General features: G+C 56.4%; 25 protein-coding genes. 7 read left to right on the top strand and 18 right to left on the bottom strand.

What is annotated here, in order from left to right:
* Positions 1-5: 5 nt before the first annotated feature.
* Positions 6-1,226, bottom strand: a complete 1,221-nt coding sequence (locus AAER43_RS00215; protein WP_023331695.1) for an MFS transporter — start codon at positions 1,224-1,226, stop codon at positions 6-8.
* A 343-nt stretch (positions 1,227-1,569) separates the two neighbouring features.
* Between AAER43_RS00215 and AAER43_RS00210 the strand changes: the two genes are divergently transcribed.
* Entirely contained in the window at positions 1,570-2,490 is a 921-nt protein-coding gene (locus AAER43_RS00210) for a LysR family transcriptional regulator (protein WP_048997365.1), read from the top strand.
* Here the strand turns inward: AAER43_RS00210 and AAER43_RS00205 are convergent.
* The 11 genes from AAER43_RS00205 to AAER43_RS00155 form a co-directional block, all read right to left on the bottom strand.
* Positions 2,487-2,939, bottom strand: coding sequence for a DUF1198 domain-containing protein (locus tag AAER43_RS00205; RefSeq protein ID WP_045281345.1), 453 nt, complete (start codon positions 2,937-2,939; stop codon positions 2,487-2,489). The two genes, AAER43_RS00210 and AAER43_RS00205, sit on opposite strands and share 4 nt — an antisense overlap.
* Before the next feature lie 94 nt (positions 2,940-3,033).
* Positions 3,034-4,053, bottom strand: coding sequence for an alpha/beta hydrolase (locus AAER43_RS00200; protein ID WP_050862790.1), 1,020 nt, complete (start codon positions 4,051-4,053; stop codon positions 3,034-3,036).
* Between the two features lie 151 nt (positions 4,054-4,204).
* Positions 4,205-5,596 carry a hexose-6-phosphate:phosphate antiporter gene (uhpT, locus tag AAER43_RS00195; RefSeq protein WP_045269323.1) on the bottom strand — a complete coding sequence of 464 codons (1,392 nt, stop codon included), beginning with the start codon at positions 5,594-5,596 and terminating at the stop codon, positions 4,205-4,207.
* Positions 5,597-5,736: 140 nt separating this feature from the next.
* On the bottom strand, positions 5,737-7,047 hold the full coding sequence (locus AAER43_RS00190; protein ID WP_032635256.1) for an MFS transporter: 1,311 nt from the start codon (positions 7,045-7,047) through the stop codon (positions 5,737-5,739).
* The gene (gene uhpB / locus AAER43_RS00185; protein ID WP_045134486.1) at positions 7,040-8,545 is read right to left on the bottom strand and encodes a signal transduction histidine-protein kinase/phosphatase UhpB; all 1,506 of its coding nucleotides are present in this window, start codon (positions 8,543-8,545) and stop codon (positions 7,040-7,042) included. The genes AAER43_RS00190 and uhpB overlap by 8 nt, the downstream gene beginning before the upstream one ends.
* Positions 8,542-9,135, bottom strand: coding sequence for a transcriptional regulator UhpA (gene uhpA, locus AAER43_RS00180; RefSeq protein WP_014881931.1), 594 nt, complete (start codon positions 9,133-9,135; stop codon positions 8,542-8,544). The genes uhpB and uhpA overlap by 4 nt, the downstream gene beginning before the upstream one ends.
* 82 nt (positions 9,136-9,217) lie before the next feature.
* The gene (ilvN, locus tag AAER43_RS00175) at positions 9,218-9,505 is read right to left on the bottom strand and encodes an acetolactate synthase small subunit (protein ID WP_010426528.1); all 288 of its coding nucleotides are present in this window, start codon (positions 9,503-9,505) and stop codon (positions 9,218-9,220) included.
* 3 nt (positions 9,506-9,508) lie between these two features.
* Positions 9,509-11,197 carry an acetolactate synthase large subunit gene (gene ilvB / locus AAER43_RS00170; protein ID WP_014881930.1) on the bottom strand — a complete coding sequence of 563 codons (1,689 nt, stop codon included), beginning with the start codon at positions 11,195-11,197 and terminating at the stop codon, positions 9,509-9,511.
* Between the two features lie 106 nt (positions 11,198-11,303).
* The gene (gene ivbL / locus AAER43_RS00165; RefSeq protein ID WP_023331688.1) at positions 11,304-11,402 is read right to left on the bottom strand and encodes an ilvB operon leader peptide IvbL; all 99 of its coding nucleotides are present in this window, start codon (positions 11,400-11,402) and stop codon (positions 11,304-11,306) included.
* 149 nt (positions 11,403-11,551) lie between these two features.
* Entirely contained in the window at positions 11,552-11,971 is a 420-nt protein-coding gene (locus AAER43_RS00160) for a helix-turn-helix domain-containing protein (protein WP_127353113.1), read from the bottom strand.
* Positions 11,968-12,282, bottom strand: a complete 315-nt coding sequence (locus AAER43_RS00155; protein WP_023331686.1) for a type II toxin-antitoxin system HigB family toxin — start codon at positions 12,280-12,282, stop codon at positions 11,968-11,970. Before AAER43_RS00155 ends, AAER43_RS00160 begins: the two co-directional genes overlap by 4 nt.
* Before the next feature lie 487 nt (positions 12,283-12,769).
* On the opposite strand from AAER43_RS00155, the gene tisB reads away from it, so the two are divergent.
* The 4 genes from tisB (at position 12,770) to emrD (ending at position 15,626) form a co-directional block, all read left to right on the top strand.
* A complete protein-coding gene (gene tisB, locus AAER43_RS00150; RefSeq protein WP_023331685.1) occupies positions 12,770-12,859 on the top strand; it encodes a type I toxin-antitoxin system toxin TisB in 90 nt (29 codons plus the stop codon).
* A 64-nt stretch (positions 12,860-12,923) separates the two neighbouring features.
* Entirely contained in the window at positions 12,924-13,370 is a 447-nt protein-coding gene (locus AAER43_RS00145; RefSeq protein ID WP_014881927.1) for a GNAT family N-acetyltransferase, read from the top strand.
* 62 nt (positions 13,371-13,432) lie between these two features.
* Complete coding sequence (locus AAER43_RS00140) at positions 13,433-14,266, top strand: EamA family transporter (protein WP_050862199.1); 834 nt, start codon at positions 13,433-13,435, stop codon at positions 14,264-14,266.
* A gap of 175 nt (positions 14,267-14,441) precedes the next feature.
* Positions 14,442-15,626 (top strand): multidrug efflux MFS transporter EmrD, encoded by a 1,185-nt coding sequence (gene emrD / locus AAER43_RS00135; RefSeq protein WP_045269345.1) that lies wholly within the window; start codon positions 14,442-14,444, stop codon positions 15,624-15,626.
* Here emrD and AAER43_RS00130 read toward each other — a convergent pair.
* Positions 15,529-16,617: a cellulase family glycosylhydrolase gene (locus AAER43_RS00130; protein WP_050862198.1), complete on the bottom strand. Its 1,089-nt coding sequence runs from the start codon at positions 16,615-16,617 to the stop codon at positions 15,529-15,531. The genes emrD and AAER43_RS00130 overlap by 98 nt on opposite strands.
* 84 nt (positions 16,618-16,701) lie before the next feature.
* Positions 16,702-17,628, bottom strand: a complete 927-nt coding sequence (gene dsdC, locus AAER43_RS00125; protein ID WP_050862197.1) for a DNA-binding transcriptional regulator DsdC — start codon at positions 17,626-17,628, stop codon at positions 16,702-16,704.
* A 204-nt stretch (positions 17,629-17,832) separates the two neighbouring features.
* Here dsdC and dsdX point away from each other — a divergent pair, with 204 nt between their 5' ends.
* On the top strand, positions 17,833-19,170 hold the full coding sequence (gene dsdX / locus AAER43_RS00120) for a D-serine transporter DsdX (protein WP_023331679.1): 1,338 nt from the start codon (positions 17,833-17,835) through the stop codon (positions 19,168-19,170).
* A gap of 17 nt (positions 19,171-19,187) precedes the next feature.
* On the top strand, positions 19,188-20,474 hold the full coding sequence (gene dsdA, locus AAER43_RS00115) for a D-serine ammonia-lyase (RefSeq protein WP_050862196.1): 1,287 nt from the start codon (positions 19,188-19,190) through the stop codon (positions 20,472-20,474).
* Between the two features lie 34 nt (positions 20,475-20,508).
* On the opposite strand, the gene AAER43_RS00110 is transcribed toward dsdA, so the two are convergent.
* The 4 genes from AAER43_RS00110 to AAER43_RS00095 form a co-directional block, all read right to left on the bottom strand.
* A complete protein-coding gene (locus AAER43_RS00110) occupies positions 20,509-20,856 on the bottom strand; it encodes a DUF202 domain-containing protein (protein ID WP_023331677.1) in 348 nt (115 codons plus the stop codon).
* Complete coding sequence (locus AAER43_RS00105; protein ID WP_014068263.1) at positions 20,846-21,193, bottom strand: YidH family protein; 348 nt, start codon at positions 21,191-21,193, stop codon at positions 20,846-20,848. Before AAER43_RS00105 ends, AAER43_RS00110 begins: the two co-directional genes overlap by 11 nt.
* A 92-nt stretch (positions 21,194-21,285) precedes the next feature.
* On the bottom strand, positions 21,286-22,608 hold the full coding sequence (locus AAER43_RS00100; protein WP_050862195.1) for a 6-phospho-alpha-glucosidase: 1,323 nt from the start codon (positions 22,606-22,608) through the stop codon (positions 21,286-21,288).
* Complete coding sequence (locus tag AAER43_RS00095; RefSeq protein WP_050862194.1) at positions 22,605-24,227, bottom strand: alpha-glucoside-specific PTS transporter subunit IIBC; 1,623 nt, start codon at positions 24,225-24,227, stop codon at positions 22,605-22,607. The genes AAER43_RS00100 and AAER43_RS00095 overlap by 4 nt, the downstream gene beginning before the upstream one ends.
* Positions 24,228-24,369: the final 142 nt, after the last annotated feature.

Raw genomic sequence — 24,369 nt, 5'->3', positions numbered from 1 at the left:
AATCGTTAATTTGACTCGTACGATTTCTCCACGCGAGAATGTTTTGTCGTAAGGCTCGCAGGAATAACCGCGACAAGCAGGATGGAAAGGCCAATGGCTGTGCCCGCTACGATATACAGAAGGGGGACCGGGAACGATGACACCATCCAGGCCCCCACTGAAGCACCGATACCGATGGCGATATTGAAAAACGAAACATAGAGTGCTGAGGCTGGAAACGTTTTATCTTCCGCCATACGTAACACCCATGTCTGAAATCCGACAAATACTCCTGATACCGCAACGCCCCAGATAACCATGGCAGTGAAAATGAGCGCGACAGAGAGTGAGGAACCTGACCGTCCGAGGAAGATCAGCACCGCACAGATAAGCAGCACGGATAAAGCTACCGTCATCTTTAGATATTTATCAATCAACACGCCGGTCAGGAAATTACCGGCCAGACCCGCGATGCCGTAAACTAAAAGCACAGCCGGAACAAAAGCAGCGGAGAGTAAACTCTGCATGTGTAACCAAGGCTCAATGTAGGTAAATGCGGCAAAGTGGGCGGTAACGGCAAGCAGCGTGGCAAAGTAAATTTTCCACAGCGTGGACGATTTCAGCACTCTTTTGAGAGCATCAATACCCATCGCGCTTTTATTGTTTATTTGCGGGACAAGAACAGTAATGCCCACAAAGGCCACGACGCTGAGTGCTGCCATCAGCCAGAATGCCTGTCTCCAGCCCAAATGAATGCCAATATAATTTGAAACCGGTACACCAAACACGCTTGCCGCAGAAACACCGCCAAATACGATTGATGTTGCCGTACCGATATAACGGGCAGGAACAATGGCTACTGCAGTCGCTCCAATCATTGCCCAGAATGCACCATGCGCAAGTGCACCCAATACGCGCGCACTCAGTAGAGCACCGTAAGTGCTTACCGTGGCGGCCAAAATATTGGATATCATAAGAACGACGGTGAGTACCAACAAAAGACGCTTTTTCGCCACATTTCCCAGGAACACGGAGGCAAACAATGCGCTTAATGCCCCTACCCACGCATAAAGAGACACGGTCATGCCAACCGCGGATTCCGAAGAATGGAGCCCCTCTGCAATAGGAGTTAATAACCCTACAGGCGCAAGTTCAGTGGTAACGATGGTGAATGTTGAAATTGCCAGAATAACTAAAGCGAGCCATGACTTTAGCGTCATATTTTGCGGTAATTTCTCTGAAATCATATTACTTACCTCAATAATCGTTTATATAATTAGCCATTTTTTCTGCTGTGCATCTCGTAAGCAAGATATAATCATCTACACAGAACCCTCTTGCCAAACACGCTAGTTCTGATAATTACGTGGACGACCTTTAACAGAATTTAAATGCCATATTTCGCGTTAGAGAAAATGAGTCAAAATTGCATGAGAAATTTATCAATCCAGTACTCAAATGGAATTATTAAATTTGTAATATAGTTTTTGTATTACTATTTTTTTAGGTTTTTATTTTAAACGTTCCCGTGTAAGATCTGAGAAGATAAAATAAAACGAAAATACCTTTTCGCTTTTCAGGATCATCGTTATGGCTACAGCAGAACATTTAATCAGCAATAACCTTCCCAGTATCAAACAATTGCAATGCTTTCTCGCTGTCGCGCATGAGTTGAACTTCCGCAAGGCAGCTGAACGTCTGAGGATGACGCAGCCCCCTCTGACCCGGCAGATTAAATGTCTTGAGGCCGTTTTGAAGCGTCAGCTCTTCAGTCGAAATACGCACGACGTAAGCCTCACTGAATCAGGGCGCGCACTGGTGGTAAAAGCTGAGAAAATTCTTCGCGAAATCAGTGAACTGAAAACGGATTCCCTCTCCTCTGAAACCACCTTACGGATCGGACTCACCCGGACGCTTAATTTTGAATATATTGAACCGGTGAATAGGCAGCTTCAAAAACTGAACGCCGGGGATGATGTTGAAACACCGGACCTGACATCAGCGCAGCTGCTGCAAAGCTTGTCCAAAAATATGCTGGATCTGGTGCTAACAGGGGAAAAAGGGACAGGTCATGAAGATATTGTCCAGTACCGTTGGGTTTGCCAGGAGCCGCTCCTTATCGCAATGCCTTCTTTACACCCTGCAAGCCTGAAAGAAAAAGTCGCTCTCGACGATATCAGTGATTTACCGATTTTCTGGTTTTCCAGAAGTGCTAATCCGTCGTTTTACGACAAATGTGAAAGCTACTTTGACACGCTGAAAACGCCGCTGAAGCGCATAAAAGAACCAGACGATTCACTGGTGATGCTAAGTCGTATCGCAAGAGGGAAAGGGTTTGCGCTGCTACCTCAGTCAAAATGCACCTTCAATCAGGAGGGGCTCTGTTACCGCGAGCTAACGGATGATGAGGCAAAGCGACTCAATATTGATATCTATGCGGCAACCCGCCTCAATGAAAACCGGGAGGAGATCCTCAACGCTCAGAATATCTTGTGCGGGAAGGAGAACTAATGCAGGTAAAACACGCCCTCTTCCGGCAGGAAAAGATGGTTATAGCGTAGCTGAAAGGCATTAAGCTCCTGCGGGTCGGGCTCCATCTCGCGCATAAAGCCGAGCGCCAGACGAATTTGCGCATCGGTGATCGGCGCACCCAGGCGGGCTTTACGCAGCAGACGGTGCCACGTATGCAGGTTCTCTTCACTGCCGTCGACAATGCAGACCTGCCAGATCAGCAATACCTGCGCCGCGTTTTGCAGATGCGCCTCGTCCGGGCGTTCAAGATAACGGATAAACTCATTCCCGGCTGTTTTACCGAACTGATCGATCATCGACTCAACCGGCATTGGGGTGATTCCCAGCCGTTCGCTTAAACGTTTGATGGCGCGGCGGGAATCTGAGGTCAGGACACGAAATCCCACCACAAACACCACGGCAAGCGTTGCCAGCATTATCCAGACCATGCATTCTCCTCAGACTAGCCGCTTATCATAGCGGGAAACGCAAGGCCTCGACAGCGGGCAAAATGCTATTAGTGTAGTGAAAAGAGGTGGAAAATCATTCTAAAAGCGGATCGCCGCGCTGAAGCCCCTTTTGCAGTGCCTCGTGGAAGCGCGCAGGATCCTGCATCTGCGGCGCATGACCCATATCGTTAAATTCCACCAGCGTCGCGTGCGGAATGCGTTTTGCCGTCTCTTTCCCCAGCACCGCATAGTTGCCGAGCGTCTTGCGGATCTCCGGCGGGGCGAGATCTTTCCCGATGGCGGTGTTGTCCTTCGTGCCGATCATCAATAATACCGGCATCTTCAGTTCACTAAATTCGTAGATAACTGGCTGGGTGTAGATCATGTCGTAGAGCAGCGCCGAGTTCCAGGCCACGCGCGCTTTGCCCGGCCCGTTGTTCAGCCCGGCGAGCATGGTCACCCAACGCTCGTATTCCGGCTTCCACTCCCCAGCGTAGTAGGTGTTTTTCTCGTACTGACGAATACCGTCGGCACTGACTTTCAGTTCGCGCTGGTACCACTGGTCGACGGTAATATGCGGCACACCGCGCGCTTTCCAGTCTTCCAGCCCAATCGGATTGACCATCACCAACTGTTCCACCTGCTGCGGCCACATTAGCGCGTAGCGCGTCGCCAGCATGCCGCCGGTCGAATGCCCGATAACCGTCACGCGATCGACACCCAGGGATGCGAGCAGCGCATGGGTATTGTCCGCCAGCTGCTGGAAGGTGTACTGATACCGCTCCGGCTTGGTGGATTTACAGAAACCAATCTGGTCGGGTGCGATCACGCGATACCCGCTGGCCGACAGCGCTCGGATCGTGCCGTCCCAGGTTCCAGCGCAGAAGTTTTTGCCGTGCATCAATACCACGGTGCGACCGTTGGGTTTTTCCGGCTTAACGTCCAGATAAGCCATATCCAGAGACTGGTTTTGCGAGGTAAAGGTAAAGTGTTTTACCGGCCAGCCGTAATCGAAACCTTCCAGCTTTTCGCCGTAGGAAGGGGTATCCGCGGCCATTGCGGGTGACGCCAGCGCCATCAGCAGCGCAAGGCAGGATAATCGTCGGGTTAACATGCAGGCTCTCCGTTCTAAGGCTGCACAAAAGGCGGCAGCAAAAATACTGTAGAGCATACAGGGGAGGGAGAGTGTAAAGCGGGGTAAAGGCAGGACGTACAAAACAAAAAAGCCCGGCAAAACGCACCGGGCAAAGAAGTTACCTGCACACTCAGGCTGTTTTCAATTTCTGCACTCGCCTTTCGCGACGAATTTTACGTTCTTCCAGCACCGCAACCATCGCCATCAGGACGATACAGCCAATGGCTGCCGCATCCAGCGCCGCAAAGGTACCTGCCCAGCCGGTGAGGCCAAAAATTGGCGTACCGTCGGCAATCATCCCCAGCCCCAGCTTGGCGAAGCTGTCGCCGATCAGGTAAGCGAAGGTGCCTTTAATCCCATCGGCTGCGCCGATCGCTTTTTTCGGTACAAACCCGACCGCCGCCACGCCAATCAGCAGCTGTGGACCAAATACCAGGAAGCCGAGCGCAAACAGGGAAGCCAGGTAAACATACTGGTTACTGGCGTGCTGGTAGACGCCGAGCGTGGCGATAATCAGCGCCAGTGCGACGCAGGCCACCAGCGCGCGGCGGCCATTGGCGAGATCCGAGAGCCAGCCCCACAGCAGCGTGCCGACCAGCGCGCCCACTTCAAACAGGGTGAAGCCCTGAATCGCGACTTCTTTAGAAAGCTTCAGCTCCTGGAAGGCATACACCGTCGACCACTGGTCGATGCCGATACGCACCACGTACAGGAAGATGTTTGAGAAGCACAGCAGCCAGATCACTTTGTTTTTCAGCACGTACTCAACAAAGATCTGCCATTTGGTCATCTCGTTTTCTTCGGTCTCTTTGTCCTCTTCGCTGATCTCCTCGCCGAACAACTCTTCGGCTTTGCCGAGGCCGTAAGATTCCGGGGAATCGCTGCCGAAGCGCAGGCCGATAAAGCCGACAATCAGGGCGATAATCGACGGGAAGATAAACATGCCGATCACGTGGCCATCGAACAGATAGTTCGCGCCGAACAGCGCCACGCCTGCCGCACCCGCACCGCCGAGGTTATGCGAGATGTTCCACATGCCGAGGTACGAACCACGCTTGCGGCGCGGGGTCCATTTGGTGATGGTGGAGTAGCTGCACGATCCGCCGGTACTCTGGAAGAAACCACTCAGGGCATAGAAAGCGATCATCAGGAACAGGCTCACGGAGCCTGCGCCCATGCTGGCGCTGAAGCCGAGCATACAGATGGCGGAGAGAATCAGCATAAACGGCAGGAACTGCTTGGTATTTTTACCGTCCGCATAGTAGGAAACCACCGTTTTCCCCACACCGTAGGTGATGGAGAATCCCAGGCCAATCATCCCCAGCTGCGTCATGCTCAGCCCGTAGGTCGAGATCATGTCGTTCTGCGCGATGTTAAAGTTTTTGCGGATCAGGTACATGGTCAGGTAGCCGATGAAGACCACCAGATACGACTGCATGAACGGTTTGAACCACATTTTGCGCCGCACGTCGAGCGGCAGATCCAGGGTCGGCTTGCGCACCTGATTGAGGAAGGCCAGCATGGTTTGCTCCTGAGCTGATTTTTACCTGCGAATGGCAGGCATTGTAAAAATCAGCCGGGAGAGATGCCTGAGACAGCGTCCAGGTAAAACCGGGAAAATTTCTTAGTTTTGCGCCACTCGGCAGTAAAAGGTGAAGTGTGTCACGCTTCGCGCGGGGCCTGCGCGTGCAGGAAGGGCAGCAGCAGCAGGGCAGAGATCCCCGCCGCGATGGCGATGACCGCGAAGAAACCGCTCCAGTGCCAGGTGTCGATCACCCGCGCCAGGGGCCAGCCGGAGAGCGATGCGCCAAGATAGGCAAACAGCCCGACAAACCCCGTCGCCGCACCCGCCGCCTCTTTGTGCGAGCACTCCGCCGCGGCCATGCCGATCAGCATCTGCGGGCCAAACACGAAGAAGCCGATGGTGAAGAAGCATGCCGCCTGCATCACGTAACTGGCGAACGGCATCAGCCACAGCGAGCCGACGGAGAGCAATATCCCGGCGGCGAAGATCAGGTTCATCGGGCCTCGGTTGCCGTTAAACAGCTTGTCCGAGCCCCAGCCTGCCACCAGCGCGCCGATAAATCCGCCCAGCTCGAACATCGTGACCGCCGAGTTGGCGGTGACCAGATCCACCCCGAGCGTCTCCGACATGTACAGATTGCCCCAGTCGTTGATCGCCGCACGTACCACGTAAACCAGCACGTAACAGAGCGAGAGTAGCCAGATGTAGGGATTTTTCAGCACGTATTTGGTCAGGATCTCTTTGCGGGTCAGCCCCGCCCCTTCCTGCTGTTGGGCAATCTCCATCTCGTCGTGCCGCCAGTCGCCCACCGCAGGCAGTCCAACGGTTTGCGGCCTGTCGCGCAGGCGCCAGCAGAGGAACAGCCCGGCAACAATCGCCAGGCCCCCGGCAATCATCATTCCTGCGCGCCAGCCGTAGTGCAGCGCCGCCGCACCGACCACCATCGGGATCAGCGCCCCGCCGACGTTATGCGCGGTGTTCCAGATTGCCCACCAGCCGCCGCGCTCGTTGCGCGAGTACCAGGCGGTGAGCAGGCGGGCACAAACCGGCGCTCCCCAGCCCTGGAAAAAAGCGTTCAGCGCCCACAGCAGGGCAAAGGCCCACAGCGAGGTGGAGAAGCCGAACAGGATATTCACCACGCCGGTGGCAATCAGCCCGACGCCCATAAAGTAGCGCGCGTTGGAGCGGTCGCTGACGATGCCGGAGAAGAACTTCGACAGGCCGTAGGTGATGTAAAACAGCGTCGCCAGCAGGCCGATATCGGTACGCGTCATCACGCCGCTGGCGAGGATTTCCGGCGCGGCGGCGTTAAAGCTTTTGCGGGTAAAGTAAAACAGCGCATAGCCAAGCCAGATGGTCATCAGGATATGGCGACGCCAGTAGCGGTAGCGCGCGTCAATTTCCGCTTTGTCGCCTAGCGGTGAGGCGTTGGCAGGCATTTTAAACATGGTGGTTCCTTAGCGGCAGGCTGACGCTAACGCGCGTCCCGTGGGTACAGGAGATAGCCAGCGTGCCACCCAGCGCCTTCACGCGCTCGCGCATGCCCGCCAGGCCAAAACCCTGCTGGCCGGAGCCCGGCGGCAGGCCGCAGCCGTCGTCTTCAATCACCAGCGTCAGGCGATCGTTCTGCTGGCCGCCCTGAATGGTGACCGCGCTGGCATTGGCGTGTTTGACGATATTATTCAGCCCTTCCTGACAGACGCGGAACAGCGTCACGCGCTGGCCTTCACTCAGCGCAGATTCATTAATTCGCCAGTCGAGATGGCTGACAATGCCGCGGCTTTCCAGCTCCATCTCGCGCATCAGGGAGCGTATCGCCTGCTCAAGTGACAGGTCGTCAAGCTGGCGCGGACGCAGCCGTCCCAGCAAACGGCGAACGGCGTCATAAACCCCCAGCGAAAGCTGTTCGATATGCGCCCCGCCCTGCTTCACACCGGCATTTTCCGCCGCCAGACGCTGGACAATGCCCGCCTGGGTGCGGATGGCGGTGATGGTCTGGCCGATGTCATCATGCAGCTCACGGGCGACCTCCTGCCGCACGCTCTCTTCCGTCTCCAGCAGACGCTCCGCCAGACGGCGATTACGCGCCAGCTCGTTTTGCAGAGACTGGTTCAGCTCGCGCAGACGCTGGATCCCCGCCCCCAGCAGCAGCCCGGTCAGGCTCTGGGCCAGCAGGGAAAGCAGCAGGTCCACCGGATGGTCGTGCCAGGTCTGGCTGGCAATGAGCGCGATGGCGTTCATCAGCGTGGCAATTAAGGCGCCCTGCCAGCCGTAGTGCCAGGCGAGGGCGATGATCGGCAGCGCCAGACAAAACGGTGTGAAGCGTGAAAGCTCTGCGGGCAGGCCGAGCTGTAGCCACAGGCTCACCACAAACAGCAGCAGATACCAGATGAGATGCCGGGCGCGCCAGTTGACGGGCTGGGAGACCAGCGCAGGCCCCAGCGGCTGCCAGACGGTGCTGGTGAGGTAGTGCCAGAAAACCAGACAGGTCGGCGCAAGGGTCAGCCCGCCGGTGAGGGTCAGCAGCAGGGCGTTGAGCATCTCCTTGTCGCCAGCCCACGGCAGCGATTGCAGCAGCGCGGCGGCAATCAGCGCCGCCCCCTGACGCAGCAGCGTGCGCCAGTCACGCTGGTGACGATAACGGGAAATGAGCGCAACCGGGATAAGCGTGAGCAGGCTTCCGGTCATCAATAATGGCAGCTGCGTGAGCGCAACTTCCTGCGCCAGCCAGACCAGCATCAGCCACTCTGCGCCCAGCAAAACGGGCCAGTAGCCGCGGGGACATTGCAGCATCAACCCCAGACGCAGGCCGAAGGGGAACAGCAATACCGCCAGCTCGGGTCGCTCCACCAGATGCAGGCTGATGCTCCACAGGCAGAACCATGCGGCAGAAAAGATAAAAAAGCTGGCGACGACGGCGATCAGCCGCGAAAACAGCGGGTTCATTGCCAGCTATCAAACATGCGGCGCGCCAGCTCGACATCGTTGCTGACGTTGAGTTTTTCCATCAGATTGGCGCGGTGAACGTGAACGGTTTTTGGCGACAGGTCCAGCTCGGCCGCAATCTCTTTCACCGACATCCCCTGTGCGAGTTTCTCTGCAACCTGACGTTCGCGTTTAGTGAGCGGATCCTGACGTCCGGCCGCCAGCTTGATGGCGATATCCGGTGTTAAATAGCAGCCGCCGGTGGAGACGGTACGCACGGCGGCGATCAGCTCGTCCGGGCTACAGCGTTTTGAGAGGAACCCGCGTGCGCCCGCGTTGAGCGCCTGCTCGACCAGCGCCGGGCTGTCGTGGACCGAGAGCATGATCGTCGCCATCCCTTTCGGCAGCTGGCTTAACAGCTCCAGACCGGAGAGATCCGGCATTGAGATATCGCAGATACAGACCTGCACTCCGCGCCCCGGCAGGCCCGCCAGCGCCTCACGACCGGAGCCAAACTCGGCCACGACCTGAAAATCGGGTTCGAGGTTGAGAAGCTGGGCAAAGCCGGAGCGGACGATAAGGTGGTCGTCGATAAGCGCGATGGTGGTCATGTTTGATCCTGCGGTCTGAAAACGCCGGATGGCGCTGCGCTTATCCGGCCTACAAGAGCGAAAGACGCTTACCTTAAGCGATCTACTCGAAAAACACCGCAATTTTGTTAAACATGGTGGGATCGGACTGGTTGCGCGCCACTTTGGTGACATCTTCCAGCTTGTCAATCTGCGCCATCATCTGCTCCAGACGCTGGTCATCGTTGACCAGTAGCCAGATGCGGCTGTGCTCGCTGCCCTGAATCGGCAGACAGAGAATGCCTTCCACGTTAAACGCCCGGCGGGCAAACAGCCCGCAGACGTGGGTCATGACGCCAGGATGGTTGCGGACGGTGAGTTCCAGAATGACGTTATCATGTTGTTTCTGCATGGCTTATTCTCCCACCATCTCAGTATTTGCCGCACCCGGCGGCACCATCGGATACACTTTTTGTTCAGGGTCGATACGCACGTGGATCAGCGCCGGGCCGGGACGCGAAATCGCCGCCTGCAGCGCCGCGTGGGCATCCTCTTCGGCGTTCAGATCGCAGGTGTGAAGGCCAAAACCGGCAGCAATCTGCATAAAGTTAATCATTCCCGGATAGGTCGCGGCAAATACGCCCTGCTTGTAGAACAGGCTCTGCTGCTGGTGTACCAGCCCCAGCGCCTCGTTGTTCATCAGAATGATTTTGACGTCTAACTGGTTTTCGGCCGCGGTCGCCATTTCCTGAATGTTCATCATCAGGCTGCCGTCACCGGAGAAGCAGATGACTTTGCGGTCCGGATTCGCCAGCGCCGCACCCACGGCAGCAGGCAGGCCAAAGCCCATAGTGCCGAGGCCACCGGAGGTCAGCCACTGGCGCGGACGGTTCAGCGGGTAGGCCTGGGCGGTCCACATCTGATGCTGGCCCACGTCGGTGGTAATAATCGCGCTGTCGTCCACGCAGGCGGCCACAGCGTTGATAAGACCATAGTGGCTCAGCGGATCGCCCTCGGTCGGGATGGCGCCCGGGAACTCTTTTTGCAAATCGGCGACCAGCTGACGCCAGTCGGCACGGTCGGCTGCGTCCGTCTGCGGGATCAACTGCGCCAGCACTTCAGCCACGTCGCCCTGAATGGCCACGTGCGGCTGCTTAATTTTACCCAGCTCGGCGCGGTCGATGTCCACATGGATGATTTTGGCGTTCGGACAGAACTGCTCGGTTTTGCCAATCGCCCGGTCATCAAAACGTGCCCCCATCACAATCAGCAAATCCGCCTCTTGCAGGATGTAGTTGGTGCTGCGCGCGCCGTGCATGCCCAGCATGCCAAGAGAGAGCGGGTGCGCTTTAGGCAGCATGCCGAGCGCCATCAGGGTCATGGTGGTGGGCAGGCTGGCTTTTTCAGCGAACTGGCGGATTTCATTCGCGGCGTTAATCGCCCCACCGCCCAGATAGAGCACCGGGCGTTTGGCGGCATTAATCATCGCCGCGGCGTCACGCACGCTCTCAGCACTGAATTCCGGCGCGGGGGCACGGTCGCCCGGCTCTGGCAGCACGTCAATCTCGATCTCTGCGGTCTGGACATCCTTAGGAATGTCTATCCACACCGGGCCCGGGCGGCCAGACTGCGCAATGCGAAACGCATCGCTGATAACCTGAGGAAGCTCGCTGATATCGCGAACTAAATAGTTATGTTTGGTGATGGGGATAGAGATGCCGTAGGTATCCACTTCCTGGAACGCATCGGTACCGATCATCGAAGACGGCACCTGGCCGGTAATGCAGATCAGCGGAATGGAGTCGAGGCGCGCGTCGGCGATGGCCGTTACCAGGTTGGTTGCCCCCGGCCCGCTACACGCCATACAAACCGCCGGTTTCCCCTGGGTACGCGCCATGCCCTGCGCGATAAAGCCCGCGCCCTGCTCGTGGCGAGCCAGCACGTGGCGGATTTTTGTGCTTTGGCTTAACGCATCGTACAGCGGCAGCACCGTGCCGCCCGGGATGCCCGCAACCGTGGTGATGCCCTGTCGTTCCAGCAAATGAACGATCAGCTGCGCGCCCGTAAAACGCGTCTTAGTAGATGTTGTGCCCGAACTTGCCATGCTCCAGTCCTTTTCTTCTGAGCCAGCCTTCCGGGGAGGGTCCTAAACGAAAAACCCCGCCCGGTTTGCGCCGGCGGGGTTTTGGATTCGTGTGTTGATCCAGTCCCTACGGCGCATTGCCGACGACCACCACCACACGCACGACGACCACTGCGGCTGGTTGCGCAGTTTTTAGTAGGGTCGAGGTGAACAGAGATGGAGTCATTAGGAACCTGTGTTTGGAATCATTGATTGAATTTATACAAACACAGGTTTTCGGGCGTGACAATGGAAATATTTTCATCTGGACAAAAATGCGTCAGGGATCACGTTTCGTTTGTTGGGTGATGAAAACAGTAGTCGGACGTGAGTATTTCATTCAATGAACAGCGCAGGCGATACCCCAAAGCGAGCAGCCAGTTTTTTTATATGGTTCAACGTCAGCTGACGTTGACCGTTCAACACCCTTGAAACCATTGATTTACTGCCAATTTCATCCTGAAAATCCGAAATAGTCAGTTTGTATTGATCCATAAGGGTTCTTAAAACGGCAATGCCCACTGGGACAGATTCCATCTCCTGGCGTAAGGCGACAATTTCGGGCCGATTGGCTTCGTAACGACGAATTCTTGCACATACGATATCCAGCAAAGGGCTGCCAGGTTCGTTCATCAGTAAATACTCAACCAGCTCAAGTGCGTCCTGGTAATCTTTCTCGTTTGGATTTTCACCCAATAAAGGAACCGCCGCGACAAGGGCATGCGTTGCTTTCATTGCATCGGCTACGATCATCATTTCTTCCCCTTAGTGCGATGTTTCTCCGTAAAACGGTCATATTCCTTATGAGTAAAAACATGGCGCACATAAAACTTTTGGCTTTCAAAGAATATGAGAGCCACTACTCTGAGGTTGTTGTTAGCAATATCAATAACATAATGCTTATCGAGATACTTCAAATTATCTAGCGTTGGAAAGATTTTTCTTAGCGCAACAGGCGTCGTGCAATGGCTCTTTTCGATGGTTCGCCCCAAAAAGAGAAGCTCCTCTCTGTGTTGCGGAAATTGGATCACCGCATCCAAAATTGCCTTCATTGAGATTAAATGCATACTGCATACCTGCCGCGTCCATTGCCATTATGGCAACAATATCACACATTGCCAATTGGTCAACGACGGACTTGCTTTGAACGCAGCCAGAAAACAAAAAACCCCGCCGGAGCGAGGTTTTTATCAGGGTTTTGCGGTTGGTCGCCGCAGAACACACTGTGTTACGTCAACGCAAAAAGTATACGCGATCGAGGACGAACGCGCAATTCCGGCACGGATTTTGACGTTTTTGAGTATGGGTCGCCTTTCGTTTTTTGTCCAAAAAATACTGTTCATACATACAGTATTTATCTATACTGAGGGTGTTCGCAGTGAGCGAGGGGGCCGCAGTTCTACCGGCGCAATGAAGTCCTGGCTGAAACGGGTGGTGCCGTCAGTGCCTTAACCCCTGAAGTGAGCACACTGTGTTACGTCAATCCAGGTGCTGGCAACAGGCGGCGGAAAGGTACGCCAGCATCGTGCTCCTTTTTACCAAAAGGAGACGCGTATGGGCATCGTGGATATGGTGATACTTATCCTCAAACTCATTGTTGCAGTATTGCAACTGCTTGATGCTGTCCTGAAATACGTTCGGTAAGTCAGGTTCAAGTCGCACCTGAGAGGGGCGGGCAACCGCCCCTCTTTAATAACGAGGGAATGCTATGTCGCGTCTGTTAATTGAGCCTGTTACGCCTGATGAACCGGGCTATATCGCCCTGAAGGCGGAAAGTATCGCATTGAATTTCAACATGCTGCGCAGGCTGGAAGAGAACTGGCAGCGGGGTGAAAACCGCTTTAACGCGCCGGGCGAAAAGCTGCTGGGGGCGTTTCTTAACGGCAAGCTGGTAGGCGTATGCGGTCTCAACCGCGATCCCTTCAGCCAGCAACCGCGCGCCGGGCGCATTCGCCATCTCTATGTTAGCGAGAAGTGTCGCGGGTTGGGCATCGGCAAACAGCTTTTAACCGTGGTGATGGCCGATGCCAGCATCTGGTTTGATTTCCTGAATACCCACGCGCCGGATACCGCGTATGGGTTCTACCGCCGGGCGGGTTTCACGCTGGTCTCGGATGAGCCGCGGGTGACGCACCGCTTGTTTTGTGCGGTGTAACCGGCTGGCAGCATCAGGACGTGAATGTTACAGTTGAGTGACAATTCACCACCCGATACGCCATGACCATCACCGTATTTTGCATTTTGCTGTTTGCCGCGCTGCTGCATGCCAGCTGGAACGCTATCGTTAAGGCTGGAACGGACAAGCTCTATTCTGCGATAAGCGTCAGCGGCTCCGCTACGCTTATTGCGCTGGTGTTGCTCCCCTTCTCTCCACAGCCTTCTGCTGCAAGCTGGCCGTTTTTAATCGTCTCCTGCGCCTTACAGGTGGTGTACACCGTGCTGGTGGCGAAGACCTATCAGGTCTCCGATATGAGTCAAACCTACCCGCTGATGCGCGGCACCGCCCCGCTGCTGGTGGCGCTGATCAGCGTCCTGGCGCTCGGCGATCGTCTCTCCTGGCTGGCCTGGTCCGGCATCGGAGTGATCTGCCTGTCGATTCTGGCGATGGCGATGAACGGACGCATGCAGTCCCGAAAAGGGATCTGGCTGGCGCTACTGAACGCCTGTTTTATCGCCGGATATACGCTGGTGGACGGCACCGGGGTGCGGCTCTCGGGCACTGCGCTGGGCTACACGCTGTGGACCTTCTTTATGAACGGTTTTTGCCTGCTGAGCTGGGCGATGGTGGCGCGTCGGCGTGAAGCCTTTGGCTACCTGCGTCTGCACTGGAAAAAGGGGCTGCTCGGCGGCGTCGGCACCATGGGCTCGTATGGCCTGGCACTGTGGGCGATGACGCAGGCACCGCTGGCCGTAGTCGCGGCGCTGCGTGAAACCTCGATTCTTTTCGGGGCGCTGATTGCCTTTGTGCTTTTAAAAGAGAAGGTTGTGGGCCTGCGCATCGCTGCGGCGCTGGGTATTGCTGGCGGCGCTATTCTCCTGCGCCTCGCATAAATCACTGGCAACATTAGTTGCCGTTTTTGTTTACAAATCCTGCCTTTTGACGTTCATCCATTCACCATCACAATGATTAAATTGTCATCTCACTGTGGTAGATTCCTCGCGCATTTATGGGAATGCGCAGTCACTTATTCTTCATTTTTCTCTTTTGGCAAAAGTATTCAGCGACATGAAAAAACAAAGGAACGTTAACTTATTGTTGATGCTGGTGTTACTGGTGGCCGTCGGTCAGATGGCGCAAACCATCTACATTCCGGCGATCGCCGACATGGCAAAGGAATTAAACGTCCGCGAGGGCGCGGTACAAAGCGTAATGGCCGCCTACCTGCTAACCTACGGCGTTTCACAACTCGTCTATGGCCCGCTGTCCGACCGCGTCGGGCGTCGCCCGGTGATCCTGGTCGGCATGAGCATATTCATGGTGGCGACGGTGATTGCCATCACCACCCATAGCCTGACCGTATTGATTGCCGCCAGCGCCCTGCAAGGCGTCGGAACCGGCGTCGGCGGGGTGATGGCGCGAACCTTACCGCGCGATATGTACCAGGGCACCCAGCTCCGCCATGCCAACAGCCTGTTGAATATGGGGATTCTGGTCAGCCCGCTGCTGGCACCGCTGATTGGCGGCCTGCTGGATACAATGTGGTCCTGGCGCGCCTGTTACGCCTTCCTGCTGGTGCTCTGCGTGATAGTGACCTTCAGCATGGCACGGTGGATGCCGGAAACGCGCCCGCAGGACGCGCCGCGCACGAAGCTTATCGCCAGCTACAAAACGCTGTTCGGCAACGGTGCGTTTACCTGTTACCTGCTGATGCTGATCGGCGGCCTGGCAGGCATAGCGGTGTTCGAAGCCTGCTCCGGCGTGCTGCTGGGCGCTGGGCTTGGCCTGAGCAGCATGGTGGTGAGTATTCTGTTTATTCTACCTATCCCGGCGGCGTTCTTCGGCGCCTGGTTTGCCGGACGTCAGAACAAGCGTTTCTCCACCCTGATGTGGCAGGCAGTGATTAGCTGTCTGCTGGCGGGACTAATGATGTGGATCCCGGGACTGTTTGGCGTGATGACCGTCTGGACGCTGCTGATCCCGGCGGCGCTGTTCTTCTTCGGCGCAGGGATGCTGTTCCCGCTCGCCACCAGCGGCGCGATGGAGCCGTTCCCGTTCCTCGCGGGCACGGCGGGCGCGCTGGTGGGCGGTTTGCAAAACATCGGCTCCGGCGCGCTGGCCTGGCTCTCGGCCATGATGCCGCAGACCGGGCAGGCTAGTTTGGGTTTGCTGATGACGCTGATGGGGCTGCTGATTTTACTGTGCTGGCTGCCGCTGGCGTCGCGTGTCCCGCATCACGAGCAGCCGGTTTAACCGCATGATGGCCCGGCTTGTCGCCGGGTTTTTCACAGACGGGAGCAATCATCGCCTGTAATAACGGCTCTGGCGCAGGTCGCCAGGCGCCCTCTTCCCCGTCGTAAAACTGGAAATCCGCGTTAAGCGCATACGGAATTTTCGCCTTTTGCAGCTCGCAGGCCATAAAGGTGGCGAAGGCCATTTGCGAAGCGGTTGGCGTGAGGTGGTTTGACTCCCCCACGCCCCAGCCTCCGACCCAGCTGACGTGCCCGGTTTTTTGCTGCCAGCGCAGCGCGGTATTGATGCGATTATGGATAGCCGCTTTCTCTGCCGCCGTGCCGGACGTCCACGGGTATTTACCGTTATTTTTCAGCGGCCCCCACGGGAAAATATGCCACTCCGCCAGCAGGAAGTTCTGGCTGTGCGCAGGCAGCTTCAGGCTGGTTAAATCCTCCGGCGCGGCGCGCAGGCGCGGTGCGATGAAAATCATGCGCTGCGGGTCAATGTCATGGATCGCTTTTATGGTTTTTTCATACACGCGATTTAACGACGCGAGGTTGTGGTTGAGCTTGTCGGCGGGCTCGTAAATCAGGTCAAAACCCAACTGCGGGTAGCTCTGGCCGAAATAGTGGGCGACGGTAATCCACCAGTTGATTGTCTCTTTCTCATTATCGGCTTTCGGGTCGTTTTTATATTCATCTGCCTGATAAGCAATAATCGGGATGACACCATACTGCTCGCAGGCTTCCACCAGCTTGCGCAGATGGATGAGCCGCGCTTCCGTCGGCTCATCGGCGACGCGGATGCGCACATGGCTAATGCCTTTTGCACGAAAATCGCGTACCACCAGCGGGTCAAATTCACGTATACCGCGCTCGGTACGCGCCCAGTCTACATCCATCCCCACACCCAGCTGCTGAGCATAGCGGGCAGCCGTCATCGCCGGCTCAGCGGCAATCGCCCAGCCGGAAGAGATCAGTAACGCAGAGGCAATAAAAGGCTTTAACACGGTTTACCCTGGATAAATCGAAAGCATTACCTGTATTTAGCACGCTTTTTCACATTTGGTGTAGCGTCAAAGCGTAATAATTCTTCACCTTGCCCGTTCTCTCAGCCAGCTAATAAAGGCGTCAATTTTCGGCCACTGGCGGCCCGGAAGCGTTGAGATATAGTAATGCTGATGGCATTTGAGGGTCTTTTCACCAAACGGTGCAATCAACTCTCCCTTCTCGAGCCGTTTCTGCACCAGCCGCTTTCTGCCCATCGCCACCCCCACATCATTGATGGCCGCAATAATCGCTAAATCAGAACGATCAAAACCAATCCCCGACGATGACGGCATATTTACCGCAAAATGCTGCGCCCAGCTTTGCCATTCATCCGTACCGGAATCATTGCTCCAGGCCTGACGGTCATGCAGCAACGTACAGTGGCTGAGGTTATGGGGGTTTTTAACCAGTTGATGTTCGCGGGCGTACGCTGGCGAACAAACGGGCAAAATCTCCTCATCCATCAGGAAGTGTTGGGAAAGGTGGTTTGCCGGCGTATCGTCGAAATAGAGCGCCAGATCGATGCCCGTTCGCTGCATATTGACGTAATCATTTCCGGTCAGGACGGTGAGTGAAATCGACGGATAGCGGCGGGTAAAATCTCCCAGCATGGGAACCAGCCAGCACTGCGCAATCGATGGCCGGGAGTACACCGTTAGCGTACCGGAGAGCGCCTGGTTTTTGATGTCCAGGATCTCCTGATTCAGGGTATCGAGGGAGGATTTAAGGGTCCAGTAAACGCGCTTCCCCTCCTGCGTCAGCTCAACCTTACGGTGCGAGCGGACGAACAGCTGAATACCCAGCTCCTCTTCCAGTAGATTAATGCGGTGACTCACCGCGCTGGGGCTGAGCGAGAGCTCCTCCGCGGCCAGCGCGAAGGACTCATGCCGGGCGGCCACTTCAAAGGTGTACATTTTCGACAGCTGCCAGCCGTTTAACAGCCGGTTTCTGGCTTCATTCGCATCGGTCATCACAATTCTCACGCGTGGTTTCTGCGCTCAGCATACCGTTTAAGGGTGAATTTATGTGAACCTAATGCAAGTTAAGTGCGTTTTTTAGAGCGTAGTCACTCAGTTGATCCAATCTGGCTCACCTGAATGCCAATTTATATCGTTTGTCAGCCCCCGCCGTTTTTTCGTCCAATACCCACAGATGACATAAGGGTGAGGTGAGATATGGGATCTCAGGTCTGGGTTGTGGCAACGCTGCTGGTCAGCATTGTGTTAATTGTTTTAACCATCGTTAAGCTGAAGTTTCACCCGTTCCTCGCGCTGCTGCTGGCGAGCTTTTTCGTCGGTGCGATGATGGGAATGAGCCCACTGGATATGGTGAACGCCATTGAGAGCGGGATTGGCGGTACGCTGGGCTTCCTGGCGGCGGTGATTGGTCTGGGTACCATTCTCGGCAAAATGATGGAAGTCTCCGGCGCGGCAGAGCGCATCGGGATCACGCTACAGCGCTGCCGCTGGCTGTCAGCAGACGTGATTATGGTGCTGGTGGGCCTGATCTGCGGCATTACGTTGTTCGTGGAAGTGGGCGTGGTACTGCTGATCCCGCTGGCGTTTTCCATCGCCAAAAAGACCAACACGTCGCTGCTCAAGCTGGCCATTCCGCTCTGTACCGCGCTGATGGCGGTGCACTGCGTGGTGCCTCCGCATCCAGCCGCGCTGTTTGTGACCAATAAGTTAGGCGCGGATGTCGGAACGGTAATTGTTTATGGTTTGATGGTAGGACTGGTGGCGTCTCTGGTCGGTGGCCCGCTGTTCCTGAAACTGCTCGGCAATCGTCTGCCGTTTAAACCGGTTCCGGCAGAATTTTCAGACCTCAAGGTGCGGGAAGAACACACCCTCCCGTCTCTGGGCGCCACGCTGTTTACGGTTCTGCTGCCAATTGGCCTCATGCTGGTGAAGACCATTGCCGAGCTGAATATGGCAAAAGAAGGTTCGCTGTATACGCTCCTCGAATTTATCGGCAACCCGATCACCGCGATGTTTATCGCCGTGTTTGTCGCCTACTACCTGCTGGGGATCCGCCAGCATATGAGCATGGGGGCGATGCTGACGCACACCGAGCACGGTTTTGGCTCTATCGCCAATATTTTGCTGATTATCGGCGCGGGCGGCGCGTTCAACGCCATCCTCAAAACCAGCGGACTGGCGGACTCACTGGCGCATATTCTCTCGAATCTGCACATGCATCCTATCCTTCTCGCCTGGCTGGTGGCGCTGGTGCTGCATGCCGCCGTAGGCTCCGCCACGGTCGCGATGATGGGCGCCACGGCGATAGTCGCGCCGATGCTGCCGCTTTATCCGGACGTGAGTCCGGAGATCATCACCATTGCTATCGGTTCCGGCGCCATTGGCTGCACGATCGTCACCGATTCTCTCTTCTGGCTGGTGAAGCAATACTGCGGCGCAACCCTGAATGAGACCTTCAAATACTATACGACGGCGACGTTTATCGCCTCGGTGCTTGCACTTGGCGGCACATTCCTGCTTTCTTTCATTATCTGAGCGCGAAGAGACGTACTATGGAAAACGCAACTATCACTACTTTAACCGCACAGTTTCCTCTGGTTGAGGATCTGATTGCCCTGAAAGAAACCACCTGGCTTAACCCACGTACCACCACGCTGGCGGAAGGATTGCCTTACGTCGGGCTGTCCAAAGCCGACGTGGACGACGCGCACGCGCGCCTTAACCGCTTCGCGCCGTATCTGGCGAAAGCCTTTCCGGAAACGGCCGTCACGAAGGGGATTATTGAATCCGAACTGGTCACCATTCCGGCCATGCAGGCGCGACTGGGGAAAGAATATGGCAAGACCATTCACGGCACCCTGCTGCTGAAAAAAGACAGTCATCTGCCGATTTCCGGCTCGATTAAAGCACGCGGCGGCATCTACGAGGTGTTGACCCACGCGGAGAAACTGGCGCTGGACGCCGGCTTGCTGAGCATCGAAGACGACTACAGCGTCCTGCTGGAGCCGCGCTTTAAGGACTTCTTCAGCCAGTACAGCATTGCGGTGGGCTCAACCGGCAACCTGGGGATGTCCATCGGCATTATGAGCGCACGCATCGGCTTTAAGGTGACGGTGCACATGTCCGCCGATGCCCGGGAGTGGAAGAAAGCCAAGCTCCGCAGCCACGGCGTCATCGTCGTGGAGTATGAGCAGGATTACGGCGTGGCGGTGGAACAGGGGCGCAAAGCGGCAGAAAGCGATCCGAACTGCTTCTTCATTGATGATGAAAACTCCCGCACCTTGTTCCTGGGCTATGCGGTGGCAGGCGAGCGGCTGAAGGCGCAGTTTGCCGAACAGGGCCGCGTGGTGGATGCGGCGCATCCCCTGTACGTCTACCTGCCCTGCGGTGTCGGCGGCGGCCCTGGCGGCGTGGCGTTTGGCCTGAAGCTGGCCTTCGGTGATAACGTCCACTGCTTCTTTGCGGAACCCACGCACTCGCCGTGCATGCTGCTCGGCGTTTACACCGGCCTGCACGACGAGATTGCGGTGCAGGACCTGGGTATCGACAACGTGACGGCGGCAGACGGCCTGGCGGTCGGGCGCGCGTCCGGCTTCGTGGGCCGCGCGATGGAGCGTCTGCTGGACGGGTTCTACACGCTTTCCGATCAAAGCATGTATGACATGCTCGGCTGGCTGGCGCAGGAGGAAGACATTCGTCTGGAACCGTCCGCGCTGGCGGGCATGGCCGGGCCGCTGCGTGTGCATTCAGATGCCAACGTCACCCACCTGGTATGGGCAACCGGGGGCGGCATGGTGCCGGAAGACGAGATGGCGAAGTATTTAGCAAAAAGCCGTTAATCGTAGGCCCGGTAAGGCGTAGCCGCCACCGGGCTTATAAGCTCACCATTTGCTGAATATGTGTAACGGCAAAGAGTAAAGACAGAGACAGCACAGCGAGCGCGATCAGGAACTTATCCCGCACCGCTTTCGGCTGCACAAAATCATCCTGCGCCACGTCCATCAGGTTACGGCTGCGGGTATAGCGCCACAAAATGAAGGCTACTAGCGCCAGCACAACAATTGAGATCCAGAATGGCACCCCGGTCCGGTGCCAGTTGTGCTTGATCGCCAGAGCAATCAGCGCGCCATACCCCAGCAACGTGCGCAGCCATGCGAGCGACGTCCGCTCCGGCTGCAGGCCAGGGTCCGCTTCGCGTCGCGCTTTGCGGCTATCCGCCATAGAACACCAGCACCATCACCACGCCTGCCACCGTCAGCAGGATCGCGCTGATGATGAGTAACCCGCGCGTATAGGGTAAATCCTGCTTCAGACGCATCGCCTTCTCATTGCGCAACCAGCGCAGATAGCCGTAAATCGCCAGCACGCCTGCGAACAGGCACAGAAGCAGCGCCAGTACTTCGCGGATCAGCGGCGTGGCGAAATCAGGTGCGAGCTGATCGAGGCCGACACCTGCAGCCAGAAAGCCCAGCGCCGTGCGGATCCACGCTAAGAACGTGCGTTCATTAGCCAGAGAGAAGCGATAATCCGGCGCTTCACCGAGGCGGGAAATTTTCATGGAGGTTCCTTGTCGAGCTACGGGCAGGCTTCAGCATAGCGTAAATCGACCAGGACAAGGAGACCGGCATCGGGGGATGCCGGTCAGGAAGGTTAGTGCAGTTCCGGCCAGTACTCTTTGTTGGCTTCGATCAGGTCATCCAGAATCGCTTTCGCGACTGACGCGCTCGGCACGGTTTTCGACAGGGTAATCGCCTGCCAGAGTTTCTGATACGAACGCTGCTCCCAGGCATCCACCACCAGTTTTTCCACCGCCACCTGCTGGCTCATCAACCCTTTCTGGAAGTGTGGAATATCGCCAACCGTGAGCGGCTCCGGTCCGTTATGGCCCACCAGACACGGAATTTCCACCATCGCATCGGCATCAAAGTTATGAATAGCACCGTTGTTTGGCACAATCAGCAACATGCGTTCCTGGGTGTTAAAGGCAATCGCGGTCGCCAGATCGACGATGTACGACGCATGTTCGTCGATTTCCAGCTCCCCGGCGGCGGAATTACCCGCTTCGATGATCGCCCGACAGGAGCTGAACACATGTTTCTCGCGGTGATCCATGACTTCATTGGCGCGGGTCCGTTCCGGGTTAGAGTGCGCAACAACGTAGTCCGGGAACAGATAGTATTTCAGATAGGTGTTCGGCATGGTGTCCGGATCCAGCGCCTGCACATCTTTTGCTTTGGCAAAGGTATCATTCCAGCTTGCTTCGGTATGCGCATCTTCAGAAGGCGGAACATAGCCGTTTTTCGCCACGTATTCGCGCAGTTTCGGCATTAAATTGTTACCGTTGAGATCTTCAATCGAGGTCCACCAGCCGAAGTGGTTCAGACCGTAGTAGCGCACGCGCATCTCTTTGCGGTCTTTCAGGCCAACGATCTGCGCCATGCGTCCTTCGATGCCAATCGGCATATCGCAGATGTTGAGGATTTTGGCATTCGGACGCAGGCGGCGCGTGGCTTCCGCGACAATCGCCGCCGGGTTGGAGTAGTTCAGCATCCACGCATTCGGGGAGTACTGCTCCATGTAATCTACCAGCTCCAGCACGCCGCCGATCGAGCGCATGCCGTAGGAAATCCCACCTGGCCCGCAAGTTTCCTGGCCCAGCACGCCGTGGCGCAGCGGGATTTTCTCATCTTTTTCACGCATCGGGTATTTGCCGACGCGGATATGCGCCATCACGAAATCCACATCGGTAAACGCCGCTTTAGGATCGGTGGTGTAGCTAAACTCAATCTCCGGCGCCTGCTCTCTAAGGATGATTTTGCACGCTTCGGCGATGGTCTCCTGACGTGCGCCATCGTTATCATAAAACTTCAGGGCACGCAGCGGGAAACGGTCACGGTTGGCTAACAGCATCAGGACGATACCAGGCGTAAAGGTGCTGCCGCCGCCTGCAATGACAACTGAGAATTTTTTCATGATATAGCCTCTGTCAGGGTGGTTTGTTCATTCGTTAAAGGGGTTTTCATCAGCGATTCCAGTTGGTCACGCACCTGAGGAACGTGCAGACCGACAATCACCTGAATGCCGTTGCCGCGTCGCACCACACCGTGTGCGCCCAGGGCTTTGAAGACGTCGTCGCTTTGGGTTTTCGCCATATCCACCAGCGCGATACGCAATCGGGTGGCACAGTTGTTGATGCTTTCGATATTGGCCGCACCGCCGAGCGCCTGCAGGAATCCGGCGGCCTGTCCGACCTGCTGGCTGGCCGCCGCCGGGGCAGTGGTTTGCCCGCGTGCCGCCTTATAGTCGGCCTTGCTGTACAGTTTGATTTCGCTCTCTTCCCGGCCCGGCGTTTTGAGGTTCAGACGCACAATCAGCGTTTTGAAAACCATGAAGTAGAGGCCGGTAAAGCAGACGCCGATGCCGATTTGCGTGAAGACCGTTGAGGCGTGGTTATGGAACATCGGGATCCAGTTTTGCGGCAGGAACTGGTCCAGCAGGCCGCCGCCCATGTTGCCGACCACCCCAAAGGTGTACATCACCGTTGCCATGGTGGCCGCCAGCACGGCGTGAACGGCAAACAGCAGCGGCGAGATAAACAGGAAGGTGAATTCTAGTGGTTCAGTAATGCCCACCAGCACGGCAGTGAGCGTGGCCGGGACCAGCAGCCCCGCCACCTTGACGCGGTTTTCCGCTGAGGCGGTGTACCAGATCGCCAGCGCAATCCCGACCGAGCCAAACACTTTTGAATTGCCGTGGAGCGCGAACCCGCCTTCGGGGAAGAGGGTTTTCAGCGGCAGGGTACTCTGGCTGAATTCCTGCAGATGCTGCGCCCAGTAGACCTGAATACCGCCTTCCACCGCCGCCGGGCCGAAGATGAACGGGCCATAGACGAAGTGGTGCAGTCCGGTTGGAATCAGAATGCGTTCCAGGAAGGTGTACACCCACACGCCCAGCGCACCGGCTGAGCGCAGGAACTCCTGTAGGGACTCAATGCCCATCTGCACTTTCGGCCAGCCCAGCAATGTCAGCCAGGCGCAGGGGATCATGACGAAAAACGCGAGGATAACGACAAACGAACTGCCCTGGAAAATCCCCAGGAAAACCGGCAGCGGCTTGTCGAAATAGCGGTTGTGGATAGCGGTCACGATGCCAGAAATCACAATGGCACCGATGATGCTGGTATCGAGCGTTTTGATCCCGGCAATCATCGCCAGCCCGCTTCCCGCCGTGGGTTCGGCGGAGAAATCGACGCCGAAGAAGTGACCCCAGGTCATCCCCATCGCGTTCATGAAGTAGTTCCAGGTCAGGAAGCTAATCAGCACCGCCAGACAGGCGCGGCCCTGCGCCTGCTTTGCCAGGCCAATCGGTAAACCGACGGCGAAAATCAGCGGCATATTGCGAAATACCGCCCAGCCGCCCTCTTCAATAATGTGAACGATCTGTGCGAAAAGATTATCAGGGGCCGTTAAGGCTTCGCCGACAAACAGCGGGTTGCGAAGCATAATGGCGATTCCCACCACGATCCCGGCAAACGGAAACAGCAATACCGGGGTAAACATGGCACCGCCAAAACGTTGTATTTGACTGAGCATTTTTAAATCCTCACGTAACAACCTGTAGGGGGTAGAGGCCTTTATGGTTTTTTGCTGGCCTGAGGTGAGCATAAGAACTTACTGATACGCGAACATGGCGTGCCGTTGCGATTCGTGATCGCATTCATGGTTTTATTTTGAC

Source organism: Enterobacter sp. FUJ80071, assembly GCF_038739915.1.
Classification (GTDB): Bacteria; Pseudomonadota; Gammaproteobacteria; order Enterobacterales; family Enterobacteriaceae; genus Enterobacter; species Enterobacter kobei.
Note: the sequence above shows the minus strand (reverse complement) of the source record. Positions and strands in the feature narration are given on the sequence as shown.